This is a genomic window from Kitasatospora sp. NE20-6 (assembly GCF_045862635.1).
This window is the reverse complement of record NZ_BPRL01000004.1, coordinates 16,541-33,608: the sequence shown is the minus strand read 5'-3', so window position 1 is coordinate 33,608 and position 17,068 is coordinate 16,541. Positions and strand designations below refer to the sequence as shown.

Below are 17,068 nucleotides of genomic sequence, written 5' to 3'. Positions count from 1 at the left end.
CGGCACCCCTCAGGGGCGCTGCTCGTGGTCGGGGCGGTCGCGGTCGTGGCCCGGGCGGTCCCAGCGCGGGTCGTCCCACCGCGGGTCGTTCCACCAGTCGTCGTCGGGATCCCGCTTGTTGGCGAAGACCGCGGCGAGCGGGGGGATGACCATGGCCACCACGCACATGCCGATCGCGGCGGGCACGGACCAGAAGCGGACGACGCCCCACGCCAGCACGAAGAGGCCGAGGCAGACGCCCATCATCACGAAGTAGCGGACGTGCCGCCGGTGTGCCTGCACACCTCCAGGGTATGACCGAGGCCCCCTGCGGTGCAGGGGGCCTCGGCCGGGCAGGGGCCGCGGTCAGACCGCGATCGCCACCTCGGTGAACTCGCCCTGGGCGGCCACGACCTGGCGGTCGATGGTCGCGCCCGGGACCAGCGCGCGCAGCGTCCACTTGCCCGGACGGGCGAAGAAGCGGAACTGCCCGGTGGCCGAGGTGGGCACCTCGGCGGTGAACTCGCCGCCCTCGTCGAGGAGGCGCACGTAGCCGTTGACGGGCTCGCCGTCGCGGGTCACCGAACCCTGGATGATGGTCTCGCTCGCCACGTCAACTCCTGCCAGGTCCGGGCCGCCGGCCTTCGCACCGCACATGTCTGTCTTCCCTTCCTACGGTTCGAGCCGGAGCTCAGTTGCCGAGCTCGATCGGCACGCCGACGAGGCTGCCGTACTCGGTCCAGGAGCCGTCGTAGTTCTTCACGTTCGACTGCTCGAGGAGCTCGTGCAGCACGAACCAGGTGAGCGCGGAACGCTCGCCGATGCGGCAGTAGGCGATGGTGTCCTTCGCGAGGTCCACGCCCTCCGCCTGGTAGAGCTCACGCAGCTCGTCGTCGCTCTTGAAGGTGCCGTCGTCGTTGGCGTTCTTCGCCCACGGGATGTTGCGGGCGGACGGGACGTGGCCCGGACGCTGCGACTGCTCCTGCGGGAGGTGCGCCGGGGCGAGCAGCTTGCCGGAGAACTCGTCGGGCGAGCGGACGTCGACCAGGTTGAGCGTGCCGATCGCGGCGAGCACGTCGTCACGGAAGGCGCGGATCGAGCTGTCGGCCGGCTGCGCGGTGTACGAGGTGGCGGCGCGCTCGGGCACGGCGGCGACCAGCTCGCGGGAGTCGAGCTCCCACTTCTTGCGGCCGCCGTCCAGCAGGCGGACGTCGCCGTGGCCGTACAGCTTGAAGTACCAGTAGGCGTACGAGGCGAACCAGTTGTTGTTGCCGCCGTAGAGCACCACGGTGTCGTCGTTGGCGATGCCCTTGGCGCTCAGGAGCGCCTCGAAGCCGGCCTTGTCGATGAAGTCGCGGCGCACCGGGTCCTGGAGGTCCGTCTTCCAGTCGATGCGGACGGCGTTGCGGATGTGGTTCTTCTCGTAGGCGGAGGTGTCCTCGTCGACCTCGACGATGACGACCTTCGGGGCGTCCAGGCGTTCCTGGACCCAGTCGGCGTCGACCAGGACGTCGCTGCGGCTCATGGTGGTGTCTCCATCCGGGGGCGGTTTGCGGAAGGCTGTAGAGGGGTGCCCGGCAGGGCCGTGCCCGGCATCGCGTCCACATCGTGGACACGGCGGGATGCGGGACTGCCGCGCGGTCGGAACAGGGCGCCGGACCGGCCGCCGGCCCGGTGAACGGGTCGGATCGGGGCCGGCATGCGGGGTCGGGCAGGACTCAGGGGCTCGTCGGCTGCCCGGTCAGCGCATTCGACACAGGCAGGTGGACACGCGGCACAGGTCTACCGCCCGCCGCTTCGTGAGATCCGCCTGTCGCTTCATGTCGTCGATGCTAGGGACACCGCGGGCCCGCTGTCATCATTGTGTCGAATAGTGAGACCGAATGGCCCGAATGCTGGGATTCTCCGATTTTACGCCAGGCAGGGCACGGGAATCCCTCCGACGCGCCCGGCCGCGCTCGGACCGGCTCGGCCGCGGAACGGCCGGTGATGGACAGCGCGTCTCGCGGATCAAGACAGCACGACAGGCCGCCGAAGGCCCGCCCCGGGGGCGCACACGGGTGCACGTGGGCGCACCGCGGGCCGACGGGCAGGCGGGGCGACAGGGGTGCGCCAGGAGGGACGGAAGGGTCGGAAGGGTCGAAGCCAGGACCGGGGTCGGGGCCAGGGCCGGTCAGCCGATCAGTTCGACGTGCTCGCCGCTGAAGCTGAGCTGCAGGCCGTCGGGCTGCGGCACCGCGGCGGCGAGGTTCAGCCCGGCCGGGAGCTCGGTCAGCGTGAAGCTGCGCGGCCCCAGCAGCGACGCCGCACGCCCCTTCAGCAGCGACGCCACGCCCGTCAGCCGGAAGCCGTCCGCGGTGATCGTGTTGCCCTTGCTGTGCACGTCGCCCTGCCCGATCGACACGCCCATCACGGAGGCCTTGATCTTGCCCGGCCCGCCGTAGGAGAGCTCCAGCCGCTCCGCGCCCGGGACGAGCCGGGCGGCGTCCGCGTAGCTGATCAGCCCGCTGCCGCTGCCGCTGCGCACCGTGGCGCTGCGGTACCCGTCGCCCACCGCCACGCCGGAGAGCCGGGCGCTGAACGAGCGCAGCGCCACCTGCTCCTTGCCGTCGCCGACGGTCATTCCCTCGCCCGACAGCCGAACCTCGTCGAACTCGCCCGCCAGCGCCTGGGTGAGGAAGGGGAAGCCCTCGATGTGCACGCTCGGCGGCTGTGCCATCCGGCCGCCGCTCGCCAGCCGGTCCGCGGCCTCGTCCTCCGCCACGCCCACGGCTATCCGGTCCGCCCCGGCCAGCAGGCCGACCAGCGCCACCAGACCGATCGTCAGCTTCAGCAGGCCGCGCATGTCTCTCCCCGGGGTCTGGCTCCGTCTCGCCGTGCCGTCCGGAGAGCTACGACGATCGGCCGGGCCCGGTGGTTCCGGTTCCGGCCCGCCGGGTGGGATCAGCCGCCCGCGAACGGCGGGAGGACCTCGACGGTGCCGCCCTCGGTGAGCCGCACCCCGGCCCGGTCGCGGGTGCCGACCTGCTCGCCGTCGACCAGGTACGAGCAGTGCCCGAGCAGCCCGAGCAGCCGCGGCCGCCCGGCGTGCCGCGCGCGGACGGCGTCGAGCGCCTCCGCCAGCGTCGCGGCCTCGTACGACTCCTCCGCCGTACCGGCCGCCGCCTTCGCCGCGGCCCAGTAGCGGATCGTGCCGGTCACCCGAGCGGCCGGCGGAGTCACTCCTCCGGGTGAAGCAGCGGTGATGGCGTCCATGGCAGGCCCTCCTCGTCGTCCTCGCCCGGTGCAGCGGCCCGGCTCCGTGCGCCGGGCGCCCGCGCCGAAGGTGTACACGTACCGTGCGGCCGGTGCTGCCCCCATGATGGCCCGCCCGGACGGCCGGACGGAAACCCCCCAGCTCCCGGCGGCGGACGCCGGAGGTCCGGATGTGCGCCGGGGCGTGCGTTCTGTGGCCTGCCCCTCGCTGCACGCCCCTCCCGGAGCGGGGTGAGGTCGGCTATCCTCGATCCGTAAGGGATCCGGGCAGAGTCGCCCCCGGGTCCTTTTGTGCTTTCAGGACGCCAGTACGGACGTTCTTGCGAGCGGTGCGCCACCCGTACCGGCCGCGGGAACACCCCCGTCGACAGCGGCACGACGGAGTGCTCGCGGTCCGACGGGGCGTCAGGACCCGGCGCCGGGCCCCCGCCCGGCACGGGAGCAGACCGGAAGGTTCGCGGATGAGCAGGGCAGGAACGGTACGCCACGGGTTGCTTCACCCCGGTCGTGCGCTCCGCCGTGCCGTGCGCACCGACGAATCCCCCGGAGCTCCCCGCACGCGCCCTGCCAGCGTTTCCTCCACCTTCATCGCACCAGTGCCGGCCGGCGGCGACCGTACGCGCGGTGCGACCGCGACGACCCGGAAAGGGGACTACCGGGTATGAGTTCTCTCCTCCTGCTCACCAACGCCCTGCAACCGTCCGCCGAGGTTCTTCCCGCACTCGGCCTGCTGCTCCACAGCGTGAGGGTCGCCCCGGCCGAGGGCTCGGCCCTGGTCGACACCCCGAGCGCCGACGTGATCCTGGTCGACGGTCGCCGTGACCTGCCGCAGATCCGCAGCCTCTGCCAGCTGCTGCGGTCCACCGGCATCGGCTGCCCGCTGATCCTCATCGTCACCGAGGGCGGGCTCGCAGCCGTCACCGCCGAGTGGGGCATCGACGACGTGCTGCTCGACACCGCGGGCCCGGCCGAGGTCGAGGCCCGGCTCCGGATGGCCATGGGCCGACTCCAGGTCACCTCCGACGACAGCCCGATGGAGATCCGCAACGGCGACCTCTCCGTCGACGAGGCGACCTACTCGGCGAAGCTCAAGGGCCGGGTGCTCGACCTCACCTTCAAGGAGTTCGAGCTCCTGAAGTACCTCGCGCAGCACCCCGGCCGGGTCTTCACCCGCGCCCAGCTGCTGCAGGAGGTGTGGGGCTACGACTACTTCGGCGGCACCCGCACCGTCGACGTGCACGTGCGGCGGCTGCGCGCGAAGCTCGGCGTCGAGCACGAGCAGCTCATCGGCACCGTCCGCAACGTCGGCTACCGCTTCGTCGTGCCGGAGAAGCCCGACAAGGGCGAGCGGCCCGGGGCCGAGCAGCGCCCGGCCGTGCAGGAGGTCTGACCCGGTACCCGGGCGGCCGGTCCCCGCGACCGGCCGCCCGGTTTGTCCGGCTTGCGGGGGATACCCCGGGGCCGTACCGGCCGGTACGTGAGACTCCTCCTACCGCTGCCGCGCCACCCGCGTAGACTCCCCCCGTGGCCAAGGTGACGCGCGACGACGTAGCCCGACTGGCTGGCACCTCGACCGCGGTCGTCAGCTACGTGATCAACAACGGACCCCGCCCGGTCGCCCCCGCGACCCGCGAGAAGGTCCTCGCGGCGATCGAGCAGCTCGGCTACCGGCCGAACAGCGTCGCCCAGGCCATGGCCTCCCGGCGCACCAACCTCATCGGCATGGTCGTCCCCGACGCCCGCCAGCCCTTCTTCGCCGAGATGGCGCACGCCGTCGAACGCGCCGCCTCCGAGCGCGGCAAGCTCGTCCTCATCGGCAACTCCGACTACGTCGACGACCGCGAGGTGCACTACGTCCGCGCGTTCCTCGGCATGCGGGTCTCCGGCCTGATCCTCGTCAGCCAGGGCCCCTCGCAGCGGGCCGCCGAGGAGTTCGCCGCCATGGAGGGCGCCAAGGTCGTGCTCCTGCACCGCCGGCCCGAGGCGATCGACGACGTCGCGGTCGTCACCGACGACGTCGGCGGCTCCGAGCTCGCCGTCCGCCACCTGCTGGAGGTCCACGGCCACCCGTACGTGGTCTGCTTCGGCGGCCCGGTCGAGTCCCCGGCCCCCGGCGACCCCGTCATCGACCACGTCGAGGGCTGGCAGCGCGCCATGACCGCCCACGGCCTGGACACCGCGCCGCACCTCGTCGACGCGCCGTTCCACCGCTACGGCGCGTACGAGGTCGCCGTCGAGCTGCTGCGTTCCCCGAACCGGCCCCCCGCCATCTTCTGCTCCACCGACGACCAGGCGATCGGCGTCCTCCGGGCGGCCCGCGAGGTCGGACTGCGCGTGCCCGAGGACCTCGCCGTCGCCGGCTTCGACGACGTGCCCGAGGCCGCCCTGGCCGACCCGCCGCTCACCACCGTCGCCTCCGACCGCGACGCGATGGCCCGCGCCGCCGTCGACCTCGTGCTCGACGACTCCCTGATGGTGCCCGGGTCGGACACCGAGCGGGTGCGGAAATTCGAATCACGCCTGGTCGTACGCCGTTCCTGCGGCTGCACCGGGCAGGAGCCCACGCACTCGGCCTGACCAGGCTTTATGAGAATCCGACAGGCTTCTCGGACCCTTCTGACCCGGCTCTCATCGGAACTTCATCCGGCGGGCGGAGCTTGGTCCTCATGAGCGACCAGTACCGCAGCAGCGACGAGCCCTACCGCACCGCCGACGGCAACCTCGTGTGGCCCGCACCGCCGGCCCACGCCCCGGAGCCCCCGTACGGCACGCCGTACGGCCCGCAGACCGGCCAGGCCCACCGGCCCGCCGAGGCGTACGGCCGTCCGGAGGCGCAGGGCACACAGGGCACGCAGGCCGCCGCGCCGTGGGCCGAGCACGCCCCCGGTCCGCAGGAGGCGTACCCGCTCGCCGCGGGCCTCGCCGACACCCCCGAACCGCCCGGACCCCCGGAGGGCCCCGCCCATGCCGCCCCCGGCGGAGGCCGCGCCCGACGCGGCCTCCTGCGCAGCAGGCTCGGCCTCGCCGCAGCGGTCGCCGCGGTCGCCGCCCTGCTCGGCGGCGTCACCGGCGGGGTCGTCGCCGGCAGCCGGGACGGCTCGACCGGCTCGGCGAGCACCATCGTCAGCCCGGTCGCCGCGAAGTCCGACGGCACCGCCGACGTCTCCGCCATCGCCGGGGCCCTCTCCCCCAGCGTCGTCCAGATCACCGTCACGACCGACAGCGGCACGGCCACCGGCACCGGCGTCGTCCTCACCGCGACGGGCCGGATCCTCACCAACTACCACGTCATCTCGGGCGCCGTGGACGGCGGCCGGATGACCGTCGCCTTCAAGGACGGCAAGACCGCGGACGCCACCGTCACCGGCACCGACAAGTCCCTCGACGTCGCCGTCGTCACCGCGTCCGGCGTCAGCGGCCTCACCCCGGCCGTCCTCGGCGACTCCTCCACCGTGCAGGTCGGCGACCCCGTGGTCGCCATCGGCAACCCCGAGGGCCTCACCGGCACCGTCACCTCCGGCATCATCAGTGCCGAGAACCGCGAGGTCACCGTGCAGGTCGACGAGGGCTCCACCCGGGACAACGGCGGATTCGGCTTCCCCGAGCTGCCCGGCATGCCCGGCTCCTCCGGCTCGTCGGCCTCCTCCGGCGACTCCGCGACCTACAAGGCCCTGCAGACCGACGCCGCCCTCAACCCCGGCAACTCCGGCGGCCCGCTGATCAACGCGAGCGGCCAGGTCATCGGCATCAACTCGGCGATGTACTCGGCGAGCGGCTCCAGCTCCACCGCCGGTTCCAGCACCGCCGGCAGCGTCGGCCTGGGCTTCGCCATCCCGATCAACGACGTCAAGCAGGTCCTGTCGAAGATGCAGGCCGGTCAGAACCTGTGACCCAGCACCACCCGCAGGACAATGGCAGCACCCCACGGACTCAGAAAGGGCCCGAGCCCATGACGCCCCCCGCCGACGACCGCACACCTGCCGAGCTCACGGGCACCCCGGCCCGGCTCCTCGTGGTCGACGACGAGCCCGCCCTGCGGGACGCCCTGGAGAGCAGCCTCGCCTTCGAGGGCTACGAGGTCACCACCGCCACCGACGGCTTCGAGGCCCTGGAGGCCGTCGAACGCGACCACCCCGACCTCGTCCTGCTCGACATCATGATGCCCCGCATGGACGGCCTCACCGCCGTCCGCCGGATGCGCTCCCGCGGGGACACCGCCCCCGTCCTGATGCTCACCGCCCGCGACGCGGTCGGCGACCGCGTCACCGGCCTCGACGTCGGCGCCGACGACTACCTCGCCAAGCCCTTCGAACTCGACGAGCTGCTCGCCCGCGTCCGCGCGCTGCTCCGCCGCAGCGCCCTCGCCAGCGAAGCCGCCGCCCGCGCCGCCGCGGAGGACGACAGCGAGGTGATGGCCTTCGGCGACCTGCGGATGAACACCGCCACCCGCGAGGTCACCCGCGGCGGCAAGCCCATCGAACTCACCCGCACCGAGTTCATGCTGCTGGAGATGTTCCTCGCCCACCCCCGGCAGGTCCTGACCCGCGAACAGATCCTCAAGGCCGTCTGGGGCTTCGACTTCGAGCCCTCGTCGAACTCCCTCGACGTGTACGTGATGTACCTGCGCCGCAAGACCGAGCTGGGCGGCATGCCCCGGCTCATCCAGACCGTCCGCGGGGTCGGCTACGCGCTGCGCGCCGCCAGCGGCGCGGCGGCGTGAAGCCCACCGGCCGGCTCACGGGGTGGTACCGCAGCCGTTCGCTGCGGGGCCGGCTGGCCATGCTCACCGCGGCGGCGGTCGCCGTGGCCATCGCGCTCGCGGCGTTCGCGTGCTGGTTCGTCGTCCGGGACCGGCTGTACGACCAGGTCAGGGACACCCTGAAGGGTGCGCCCCCCGGACTGGCCGGCCCCCAGCAGAAGTTCGTCTCGTGCGACATCAGCGCCAAAACCGCGCTCGACCGGGCCGTCGCGGCGGCCAAGGCCGCGGAGGAGGCCGACGACCGCCCGTTCCCCGGCGGGTACAACGGCTACAAGTGGAACGTCCAGCTGCTCGCGGCCGACGGCACGACCTGCTTCCCGCTCTCCAGCGAGCGGGCGATCAGGACCAGCCCGTCGGACCTCGACGTCCTCGGCACGCATCAGGTGTCCTACCGCGACGGCGAGTACGTGGACGGCGAGTCGGCGATGGTCCGGCGCTCGGCCGTCACCCTGACGGTGGACGGCGTCACCCGCCAGTACGTCCAACTGGTGCCGGCCTCGACCGAGAGCGTCCAGACGTCGTTGCGCGAGCTGGCGTTCGTCCTGATGGGGGTCGCCGCGCTCGGTGTCGTCGGTGCCGGGTTCACCGGCCGGCTCGTCGCCCGCTCCGCGCTGAGGCCCGTCGACCAGCTCACCGACGTCGTCGAGCACATCGCCCGCACCGAGGAGGTCGGGGCGACGATCCCCGTCCACGGCAGCGACGAGATCGCCCGGCTCTCCACCTCGTTCAACTCGATGTCGACCGCCCTGCTCAACTCCCGCGAACGGCAGACCCGGCTGATCGCCGACGCGGGGCACGAACTGCGCACCCCCCTCACCTCGCTCCGCACCAACGTCGACCTGCTGATCCGCAGCGACGACACCGGCCGGCCGCTCCCGGCCGCGACCCGCGCGAAGCTGCTCGGCAACATGAAGGCGCAGATGCAGGAACTGACCCTGCTCATCGGCGACCTGCTGCAGCTCTCCCGTCCCGACTCCGCCCGGCCCCCGCAGGCGCTCGCCGTCGTGGCCCTGCACGAGATCGCCGACCGGGCCCTCGAACGCGCCCGGCTCCGCGGCCCCGGCCTGGTCTTCAACGTGGCCGTCCACCCGTGGTTCGTCCACGGCGACGCGGCCGCACTGGAACGCGCGGTCATCAACCTGCTCGACAACGCCGTGAAGTACAGCCCGCCCGGCGGCACGGTCGACGTGTCGCTGCTGGACGGCCGGCTCTCCGTCCGCGACCACGGCCCGGGCATCCCGCCCGACGAGCTGCAGTACGTCTTCGACCGCTTCTGGCGCTCGCCGTCCTCGCGCCAGCTGCCCGGGTCGGGGCTCGGGCTGTCGATCGTCGCGCAGACCGTCCGCGACACCGGCGGCGAGGTCTCGCTGGGGCCCGCCGCCGACGGCGGTCCGGGTGCGCTCGCGACCGTACGGCTGCCCGGGCAGGCGGATCCGCCGCACTGACGCCGCCCCCCGCACGCGCCGGGGGCGGGGCTCCCTTCCGGGTGCCCCGCCCTCGGCGTGCTGCGACCGGCGGACCGGCCGTGGGTCAGTCCTGGTCGGCCGAGGCCGTCGCCAGGGTGATGCGGTCGCGGGCCGGGGCGGCCAGCGGTGCGGCCGCCGAGCTGTTGGCCGCCAGGTAGGCGTTGAAGAGGTCCAGGTCGGAGACGCCGACCAGGGTGTCGGTGCCCGCGGCGAACGCCGGGAAGCCGTCGCCGCCGCCCGCGAGGAACTCGTTCGCGGCGACGCGGTAGGACGCGGCCGGGTCGATCGGGGTGCCGTTGAGCCTGATCGAGGAGACGATCACGCGGTCGGCGCCGGTCCTGCTCATGTCCAGCGTGTAGGTGAGGCCCTTCGAGATCTGGAGGATCTTGACGGCGGCGGTGTTGGACCCGCTCACCTGCTGCTGCAGCACCTGGATCACCTGGGCGCCGGTCAGCGTCTTGACCTGCATCATGTTGGTGAACGGCTGCACGGTGAACGCCTCGCCGTACGTCACGACGCCGTCGCCCTCGGCCGCGGAGGCCTTGTAGACCAGGTCCGAGCGGATGCCGCCGGGGTTCATGAAGGCCAGCTGCGCGCCGCCCTTGTCGGCGGGCGCGAGGCCGGCCAGCTGGGCGTCGGCGATGACGGAGCCGAGCGGCTTCTCCAGGTCCGCGGAGCCGCGGCCGTTGATGTCGGACGCGATCCAGCCGATCGGACGGTTGGCGATCGGCGCGGCGATCTTGTTGTAGTAGTCGATCAGCCGGGTGAGGTCCGGGGCCTTCTCGACCGTGCGGCGCACGACGTGGTTGGCGGCGGTCACCGACGGGCGGACGATCGCGCCGGTGCGCTTGTCCAGCTGCAGGTTGATCTCGGTGTACAGCCGGCCGAAGGAGGCGGCGCTGGTCACCGAACGCGGCACGCCCTGCGGGTCCGGGATCGAGCAGGCATAAGCATTGTGGGTGTGGCCGGTGACGATCGCGCCGACCGCGGGGTCGATGTTCTTCGCGATGTCGACGATCGGGCCGGAGATGCCGGTGCCGCCCGCGCCGCAGTCGTAGTCGTACGTGCTGCTCGCCGGGAGGCCGCCCTCGTGGATCAGGGCGACGATCGAGCGGACGCCCTTGCGCTTCAGCTCGGCCGTGTACTTGTTGATCGTGGCGACCTCGTCGCCGAACTTCAGGCCCTTGACGCCCGCGGCCGTGACGATGTTGGGCGTGCCCTCCAGCGTGACGCCGATGAAGCCGACCTTCACGCCGTGCACGCTCGTCACCCAGTACGGGTCGAGGACCGGCTTGTTCGTCTTCTCGCTGGTGACGTTGGCCGCGAGGTAGTCGAAGTCCGCGCCCTTGAACTTGCGGCCCTCCACGTAGCAGCCGTCGGTCGGGTGGCAGCCGCCGTTCTGGAGGCGCAGCAGCTCCTTGGCGCCCTCGTCGAACTCGTGGTTGCCCACGGCGGTGACGTCGAGGCCGAGCTTGTTCATCGCCTCGACGGTCGGCTCGTCGTGGAACAGGCCCGACAGCAGCGGGCTGGCGCCGACGATGTCGCCGGCCGCGACGGTGAGGGTGTTCGGGTGGCCCTTGCGGGCCTCGCGCAGCGCGGTGGCGAGGTACTCGACGCCGCCGGCCGGGGTGGAGACGACCTGGCCGGTGGCCGGGTCGATCTCCTTGATGGTGCCGGAGGAGCCCGCCGGCGGTTCGAGGTTGCCGTGGAAGTCGTTGATGGCGAGGAGTTGCAGGTCCTCGACCTTCGGCTTGTGGTGGCCGTGGGCCTCGGCGACGCTCGGCACGAGGAGCGTGCCGATCAGCCCGGCGGTCGCCGCGGCTGCGAGTGTCGCGCGGCGGTATCTGCCGGTACGACCTGATCTGGACATGAGGGTACCCCTGCACCGTCGGGGGCCCGGCACGGGCCCGGGACATCGTGGCGTGACCAGTGCAGCCTAGAGTCAACGCGCGTAGCTGTCAGGACATCTGACGTAACGAGCGGGTTACCCGTGGTCGACGCGCGGCCGAGCATCCGTCGTCGCGGAGCCCGGCCGCCGCTCAGATCCGGGGCTCGGCGGCGAGCTGCTGCTCGGCCCGCTGGCGCTCGGCCACCGCGTCCTCGGTCATGGCACGGTCGGTGTAGACGAGCGGCCGCTCGGCCTCGGTGATGATGTGCTTCACCACCTGCACGTTGCCGTTGACGTCCCACACCGCGATGCCCGGCGAGAGGGTCGGGATGATCTCCACCGCCCAGCGCGGCAGGCCCAGCACCCGGCCGGTGGCTCTCGCCTCCTCGGCCTTCTGCATGTAGATCGTGCGGGTCGAGGCCATCTTGAGGATCGCCGAGGCCTCCTTCGCGGCGGCACCGTCCACCACGTCGGAGAGGTGGTGGACGACCGCGACGAACGACAGGCCCAGCCGCCGGCCGAACTTCAGCAGCCGCTGGAACAGCTGCGCCACGAACGGGCTGTTGATGATGTGCCAGGCCTCTTCGACCAGGAAGATCCGCTTCACCCGGTCCGGGCGGAGCCAGGTGTGCTCCAGCCAGACGCCGACGATCGCCATCAGGATGGGCATCGCGATGGAGTTGCGGTCGATGTGCGACAGGTCGAAGACGATGAGCGGCGCGTCCAGGTCGATGCCGGCCGAGGTGGGGCCGTCGAACATGCCGCGCAGGTCTCCGTCGACCAGGCGGTCCAGCACCAGGGCGACGTCCAGGCCCCAGGACTGCACGTCGCCGACGGCCACGCCCAGCGACTCCACCGACGACAGCTCCGGGTTGCGGAGCGTGTTGATGATGTCGTCCAGCACCGGCTGGCGGTCCGTCACCGTGGCGTGCACGTGCCCGTGGGCGGCCTTCAGCGCGAAACCGGCCCGCTCCTCCAGGGGCCGGCCCATCGCCACCTCGATGATGGTGCGCAGCAGCGACAGCTGGCCGTTGGTGGTGATCGACGGATCCAGCGGGTTGAGCCGCACACCGCCGTCCCGGGCCGCCATCGGGTCGAGCCGGATGGACTTTATGCCCAGGGCGTTGGCGATGAGGTTCCACTCGCCGACGCCGTCCTCGCCCTGCGCGTCGAGCACCACGACCTGCCGGTCGCGGAAGCGCAGCTGGCGCAGCACGTACGTCTTCTCCAGCGCCGACTTGCCGTTGCCGGACTCCCCGAGGACCAGCCAGTGCGGCGCGGGCAGCTGCTGGCCGTACAGCTGGAACGGGTCGTAGACGTAGCCCTTGCCGCTGTAGACCTCGCGGCCGATGATCACGCCGGAGTCGCCGAGGCCGGGTGCGGCGGTCGGCAGGTAGACGGCCTGGGCCTGGCCGGTGGAGGTGCGGACCGGCAGGCGGGTGGTCTCCACCTTGCCGAACATCAGGCTGGTGAACGCGTCGGTGAGGTTGCCGATCACGGGGGGCGCCTCCTCAGCGTCGGATGCCGGTGGCGAAGGGCAGGGTGTTGACGAACGCCCGGTGGTGCTCGCGGTCGCACCACTCCAGCTTCAGGTACGACTTGCCCGCGGAGGCCCGGATCGTGCGCTTGTCACGGGCCAGCGCCTCCGGGCTGCGGGACGACACGGTGATGTACCCGACCAGGTTGACGCCGGCCGCACCGGAGGCGAGGTCGTCGCCGCGCTGGTCCACGCGGCCGGTGTGGGCGAGGTCGCGCGGGTCGACGGTGCGGTTCATCTTGGCGGCGCGGTTGGCCTCCGCCTCGTCGTTGGTCTTCTCCGTCAGCATCCGCTCGATGGCGACGTCGGTCGGCTCCAGGTCCATGGTGACGGCGACCGTACGGATCACGTCCGGGGTGTGCACCAGCAGCGGGGCGAGGAAGTTCACGCCGACCGGGGTCAGCGGCCACTCCTTGATCCACGCGGTCGCGTGGCACCACGGCTCACGGGTCGCCGACTCACGCGTCTTGGCCCCCAGCAGCTGCGGGTGCGTGGCGTCGAGCTCGGCCGGCCACGCGTTGCGGCGCGACATCGCCTGGATGTGGTCGATCGGGTGGTCCGGGTCGTACATCGAGTGCACCAGCGACGACAGCCTGGCCTCCCCCAGCGGCTGCCGCACCCGGATGTCCGCCTCCGCCAGCCGGGCGCAGATGTCGGTCAGCTCACGGGCCATCACCGTCGCCAGGCCCTCGTCGTCGCGCTGCCGCCGCCCGTCCGCCGTCCGGCCCATCGCGTGCGCCTCGGCCGCCAGGTCACGCGTGTAGTGCATGCACGCCACCAGGTAGGCGCGGTGCTGCTCCGAGGAGGTCGACACCATCGACTGCAGCTGGTCGTACGAGTCCTGCAGCCAGCGCGGGGCGTCGTGGGCGCCGCGGCGCTCCACGTCCTTCGCGTGCGCGTCCGGGTCCGCGGGGAGCGTCCGGGCCAGGATCTGCAGGCGCGTCACGAAGCCGTCGCCGTTGGCCACGTGCTTGAGCAGCGTGCCGAACCGGTCGACCAGCGTCTCCTGGTCCTCGGAGTCGCGCAGGCCGACGCCCGGGCCCTCGATCTCGATCGCCGCCGTCACCGTGCGCCGCTCCAGGTGCATCAGCACCCCGACCTCGTCCGGGCCGAACGGCGCCGACAGCCAGCGCTGCCGCCCGACACCCGGCGGCGGGCCGATCTCCACCTCACGGCCGTCCAGCCGCGTCCCGGCGTCGATCACCTCGGACTTCCACACCGCACGGCCGCTGCGCACCGTCCGCCGGTACGTACGGTTGATCTCCACCCACTTGTAGAAGGTGCGGCGCCGGTACGGCACGTACACCGCCATGATCGCGAGCAGCGGCAGCCCCACCAGGCCCGCGATGCGCAGCGGCAGGACCGGCATGAGCAGGCCCCACATCATGCCGAGGAACGCACCGAAGATGATCAGCACGATCTCGCCGGACTCGCGGTTGCGCCCGATCGGCGCGTTCGGCCGCGACTTGCCGATCAGGTAGGTGCGGCGCTGGTGCATGTACGGCTGGCCGTACTGGCCGCCGAACTGGCCGAGCTGATCGCTGCTCACCGGTCAGCCTCCGTTCGTGGGGTTGTTGACCGGGGCGGGTGCCTGCGGCGGCGGAACGGGGGTACGGCCGGCGTGCGCGGCGATGCCGGGGGCCACCGAGCCCCCGCCGGCCCCCGGGGAGCCGTTGCCGGCCTGCGCGCCGCCGCGCGAACCGTGCGCGGAGATGCCCTGCTTCACCAGGTTCGCCGGACCGTTGATCATCGCCGAGCCCGCCGACACCGCGCTCGCACGGGCATGGCGCATCGACTGCAGCTCGTCGCCGAAACCGGGCACGAACCGGTAGACGGCCGCACTGGAGAAGATCGACAGGAAGAGGATCGCCAGACCGGACAGCACCCGGGCGAAGTCGTCGTTCGCCCCCGCGCCGGTGGCGACCGCGCCCGCCAGCCCCAGGATGATCACCACGATCGGCTTCGCCAGGTCCACCGCGAGCATCAGCCCCGCCCAGCGGCGGACGTGCTTCCACAGCTGCTTGTCGACCAGGCCCGCGTACACCGCGGTGCCGAGCAGCGCCCCCACGTACAGCATCGCCGCCCGGATCAGCAGCTCCACCCACAGCACCGCCGCGGCCAGCACCGCCACCAGCGACACGATGATGAGGATCAGCGGGCCGCCGCCGATCGACCCCTTCTCCAGGGTGTCCGCGAAGCCGCCCAGGTACGTACCGGTGTCGGACTTCGTGCCGGCCGCGACCGCGGCGGTCAGGCCGTCCGTCGCCGACACCACCGTGTACAGGATCAGCGGGGTGAACGCCGACGCCACCACCGTCAGCCACAGGAAGCCGATCGCCTCCGAGAACGCCTGCGTCAGCGGGGCGCCGCGCACCGCGCGCTTCGTCACCGCCAGCAGCCACAGCACCAGCGTGATGACGGTCGAACCGGCGAACACCACGGCGTACTGCTGCAGGAACGCGGCGTTGGTGAAGTCCACCTGCGTCGTGCCGTCGATCGCCTCCGACAGCCGCCGCACCACCCACGCCGCCGCCTGCGCGCACCCCTTGGCGAGCGACCCGAGCGGGTCGGCGGCCGTGCCGACGGCACCGGAACCGGGGATGACGGTGGTGCCGGGCGGGGCACATTGGGCGCCCGCACCGGGCAGGGGCACACTCTGCGCGGCGCACGACGGCGAAGGTGAGGGACTGGGATCGGCCAGCACGCGCTGGGCGGTCGTCAATGCCGTCGCCTGGAACATCACGAGCGCACCGCCGAGCACGCCTGCCCGGCGTACGACCGGCCTTGTCGAGCCGTCACCGGGCATAGCGGAAGCCTCCGAACTTCTGGACTGCGTCAGTGATCTCCTGCGCCGTGGCTGCCTGCTGGTCGCCCGGGACGGGAGCAGGGCCCGAGGCCCGTTCGAAGTCGGTCACCTTCCAGTCGCTGCCGGTCCAGCGCATGGTGAGGGTGAGGGTGTACCAGTCCTGGGAGACCGGCTTGGTCGAGCTCTCGCCCGCCAGCCCGTTCAGACCCGTGCACCACACCTCGACCGATGTCGCCGTGTCGGCGGCGTTGACCGTCTTCGTGCCGACCGGGATCGTCCGGCTGACGAAGGTGAGCCCCTTCGGGGCCTTGCCCTCGGCGTCGAGGCCGAAGCGGGCGTTGTTGTCGGCGCTGAAGGCGGTGTCGAGGCGCTGCTGGAGCTGGGGGGCGACGGTCGGGTCGGCGACGGTGTCGACGATGGTGTGCCGGCTGCCGGTCCGGAACATCTCGGCGGAGCCGAGTGCGGTGGCGTAGTTGGCGGCGGCGGACTGCGCGCCCTGGTCGGTGTGCGGGTAGCCGTCGGCGATGCCGTTGGTGCTGGTGTCGACGGGCTGCTGTCCGGTGGGGGCGGTGGGTGCCGCGCCGGCGGCCCTGCCGTCGCCGGATCCGGAGCCGGTGCCCGTGGTGGGGCCGGTCGGGTCGGGCTTGCCGCGGTTGGCGACGGAGATGGCGACGACGAGGAGGGTGACGACGACGAGGACGGTCAGCAGGGTGCGTACGGGTTTGGGCTGACGCGGGGCCACCGAGGGCTGTTCGCCGACCGGCAGCCGCGTTCGGGTGTGCGGCTGGTCGTCGGACAACGGCACGGCGGCCCTCCTGATGCAGGGGGCCTTGCGGGCCCCGGTGACGCGAACACGACTGCGCCGGCAGAGTGGGCATGGCCGCTCCGCCGGGATGACTATCTGATCCGTACGATCGTCAGATCGCCATGCCGTAGACAATGGTGAACAGGGTGCCCAGCGATCCGATGATGAACACGCCGGTCAACCCCGCGATGATCAGTCCCTTGCCCTGCTCGGCACTGAACGTGTCACGCATCGCGGTGGCGCCGATCCGCTGCTTGGCGGCGCCCCAGACGGCGATGGCCAGGCAGCCGAGGATGGCGACCGCCATCACGACCTCGACCATCACGCGCGCCTCGGAGCCGAGGCTGGCGAACGGCCCCCAGTCCGGGGCGATTCCGCCGATGATGGTGTCGATGTTGGCCTTCTTGGGTGGGTCCTCGGCCAGGTAGCCGATCATCTTGTTGTCCATGCTGCTCAGGTTCATTCCATCTCACCGCCCGATCAGGCAAATTCAAGGCCCCGGAGCACGGCTTCGCGAAGGGGCAGGACCTATTCTTGGCCAGATCTGATGTCGACTTGGCTATATCTCGCGGA

At 72.1% G+C, this 17,068-nt stretch carries 17 protein-coding genes; 5 read left to right on the top strand and 12 right to left on the bottom strand.

Features of this window, described 5'->3' with window-relative positions; genetic code table 11:
• Positions 1 to 9: 9 nt before the first annotated feature.
• From SNE206_RS04390 to SNE206_RS04365, 6 genes are all read right to left on the bottom strand, one after another.
• Positions 10 to 282: a DUF3099 domain-containing protein gene (locus SNE206_RS04390; protein WP_407912008.1), complete on the bottom strand. Its 273-nt coding sequence runs from the start codon at positions 280 to 282 to the stop codon at positions 10 to 12.
• 63 nt (positions 283 to 345) lie between these two features.
• Complete coding sequence (locus tag SNE206_RS04385; RefSeq protein WP_405012070.1) at positions 346 to 636, bottom strand: DUF1416 domain-containing protein; 291 nt, start codon at positions 634 to 636, stop codon at positions 346 to 348.
• A 34-nt stretch (positions 637 to 670) separates the two neighbouring features.
• Positions 671 to 1,504, bottom strand: coding sequence for a sulfurtransferase (locus SNE206_RS04380; protein ID WP_407912007.1), 834 nt, complete (start codon positions 1,502 to 1,504; stop codon positions 671 to 673).
• A gap of 216 nt (positions 1,505 to 1,720) precedes the next feature.
• Complete coding sequence (locus SNE206_RS04375) at positions 1,721 to 1,801, bottom strand: putative leader peptide (RefSeq protein WP_350637490.1); 81 nt, start codon at positions 1,799 to 1,801, stop codon at positions 1,721 to 1,723.
• A gap of 351 nt (positions 1,802 to 2,152) precedes the next feature.
• Positions 2,153 to 2,824 carry a DUF2993 domain-containing protein gene (locus SNE206_RS04370; RefSeq protein WP_407912006.1) on the bottom strand — a complete coding sequence of 224 codons (672 nt, stop codon included), beginning with the start codon at positions 2,822 to 2,824 and terminating at the stop codon, positions 2,153 to 2,155.
• Between the two features lie 98 nt (positions 2,825 to 2,922).
• Positions 2,923 to 3,234, bottom strand: coding sequence for a MoaD/ThiS family protein (locus SNE206_RS04365; RefSeq protein ID WP_407912005.1), 312 nt, complete (start codon positions 3,232 to 3,234; stop codon positions 2,923 to 2,925).
• A 661-nt stretch (positions 3,235 to 3,895) separates the two neighbouring features.
• On the opposite strand from SNE206_RS04365, the gene SNE206_RS04360 reads away from it, so the two are divergent.
• From SNE206_RS04360 to SNE206_RS04340, 5 genes are all read left to right on the top strand, one after another.
• Positions 3,896 to 4,624 carry a response regulator transcription factor gene (locus SNE206_RS04360; RefSeq protein ID WP_407912004.1) on the top strand — a complete coding sequence of 243 codons (729 nt, stop codon included), beginning with the start codon at positions 3,896 to 3,898 and terminating at the stop codon, positions 4,622 to 4,624.
• Between the two features lie 134 nt (positions 4,625 to 4,758).
• Complete coding sequence (locus SNE206_RS04355; protein WP_407912003.1) at positions 4,759 to 5,811, top strand: LacI family DNA-binding transcriptional regulator; 1,053 nt, start codon at positions 4,759 to 4,761, stop codon at positions 5,809 to 5,811.
• 89 nt (positions 5,812 to 5,900) lie between these two features.
• Positions 5,901 to 7,124: a S1C family serine protease gene (locus SNE206_RS04350; RefSeq protein WP_407912002.1), complete on the top strand. Its 1,224-nt coding sequence runs from the start codon at positions 5,901 to 5,903 to the stop codon at positions 7,122 to 7,124.
• A gap of 59 nt (positions 7,125 to 7,183) precedes the next feature.
• Positions 7,184 to 7,954, top strand: coding sequence for a response regulator transcription factor (locus SNE206_RS04345; RefSeq protein ID WP_387586408.1), 771 nt, complete (start codon positions 7,184 to 7,186; stop codon positions 7,952 to 7,954).
• On the top strand, positions 7,951 to 9,438 hold the full coding sequence (locus SNE206_RS04340) for a sensor histidine kinase (RefSeq protein ID WP_407912001.1): 1,488 nt from the start codon (positions 7,951 to 7,953) through the stop codon (positions 9,436 to 9,438). The genes SNE206_RS04345 and SNE206_RS04340 overlap by 4 nt, the downstream gene beginning before the upstream one ends.
• A gap of 85 nt (positions 9,439 to 9,523) precedes the next feature.
• On the opposite strand, the gene SNE206_RS04335 is transcribed toward SNE206_RS04340, so the two are convergent.
• The 6 genes from SNE206_RS04335 to SNE206_RS04310 all read right to left on the bottom strand — a co-directional run bounded on the left by SNE206_RS04335 (position 9,524) and on the right by SNE206_RS04310 (position 16,943).
• Positions 9,524 to 11,329 carry a bifunctional metallophosphatase/5'-nucleotidase gene (locus tag SNE206_RS04335; protein WP_407912000.1) on the bottom strand — a complete coding sequence of 602 codons (1,806 nt, stop codon included), beginning with the start codon at positions 11,327 to 11,329 and terminating at the stop codon, positions 9,524 to 9,526.
• A gap of 169 nt (positions 11,330 to 11,498) precedes the next feature.
• Positions 11,499 to 12,809, bottom strand: a complete 1,311-nt coding sequence (locus SNE206_RS04330) for an ATP-binding protein (RefSeq protein WP_405015435.1) — start codon at positions 12,807 to 12,809, stop codon at positions 11,499 to 11,501.
• Between the two features lie 49 nt (positions 12,810 to 12,858).
• The gene (locus SNE206_RS04325) at positions 12,859 to 14,382 is read right to left on the bottom strand and encodes an SCO6880 family protein (protein ID WP_407912222.1); all 1,524 of its coding nucleotides are present in this window, start codon (positions 14,380 to 14,382) and stop codon (positions 12,859 to 12,861) included.
• A gap of 54 nt (positions 14,383 to 14,436) precedes the next feature.
• On the bottom strand, positions 14,437 to 15,690 hold the full coding sequence (locus tag SNE206_RS04320) for a hypothetical protein (protein ID WP_407911999.1): 1,254 nt from the start codon (positions 15,688 to 15,690) through the stop codon (positions 14,437 to 14,439).
• The gene (locus tag SNE206_RS04315) at positions 15,680 to 16,495 is read right to left on the bottom strand and encodes a hypothetical protein (protein WP_407911998.1); all 816 of its coding nucleotides are present in this window, start codon (positions 16,493 to 16,495) and stop codon (positions 15,680 to 15,682) included. Before SNE206_RS04315 ends, SNE206_RS04320 begins: the two co-directional genes overlap by 11 nt.
• Positions 16,496 to 16,607: 112 nt before the next feature.
• A complete protein-coding gene (locus tag SNE206_RS04310; protein ID WP_407911997.1) occupies positions 16,608 to 16,943 on the bottom strand; it encodes a hypothetical protein in 336 nt (111 codons plus the stop codon).
• Positions 16,944 to 17,068 lie beyond the last annotated feature (125 nt).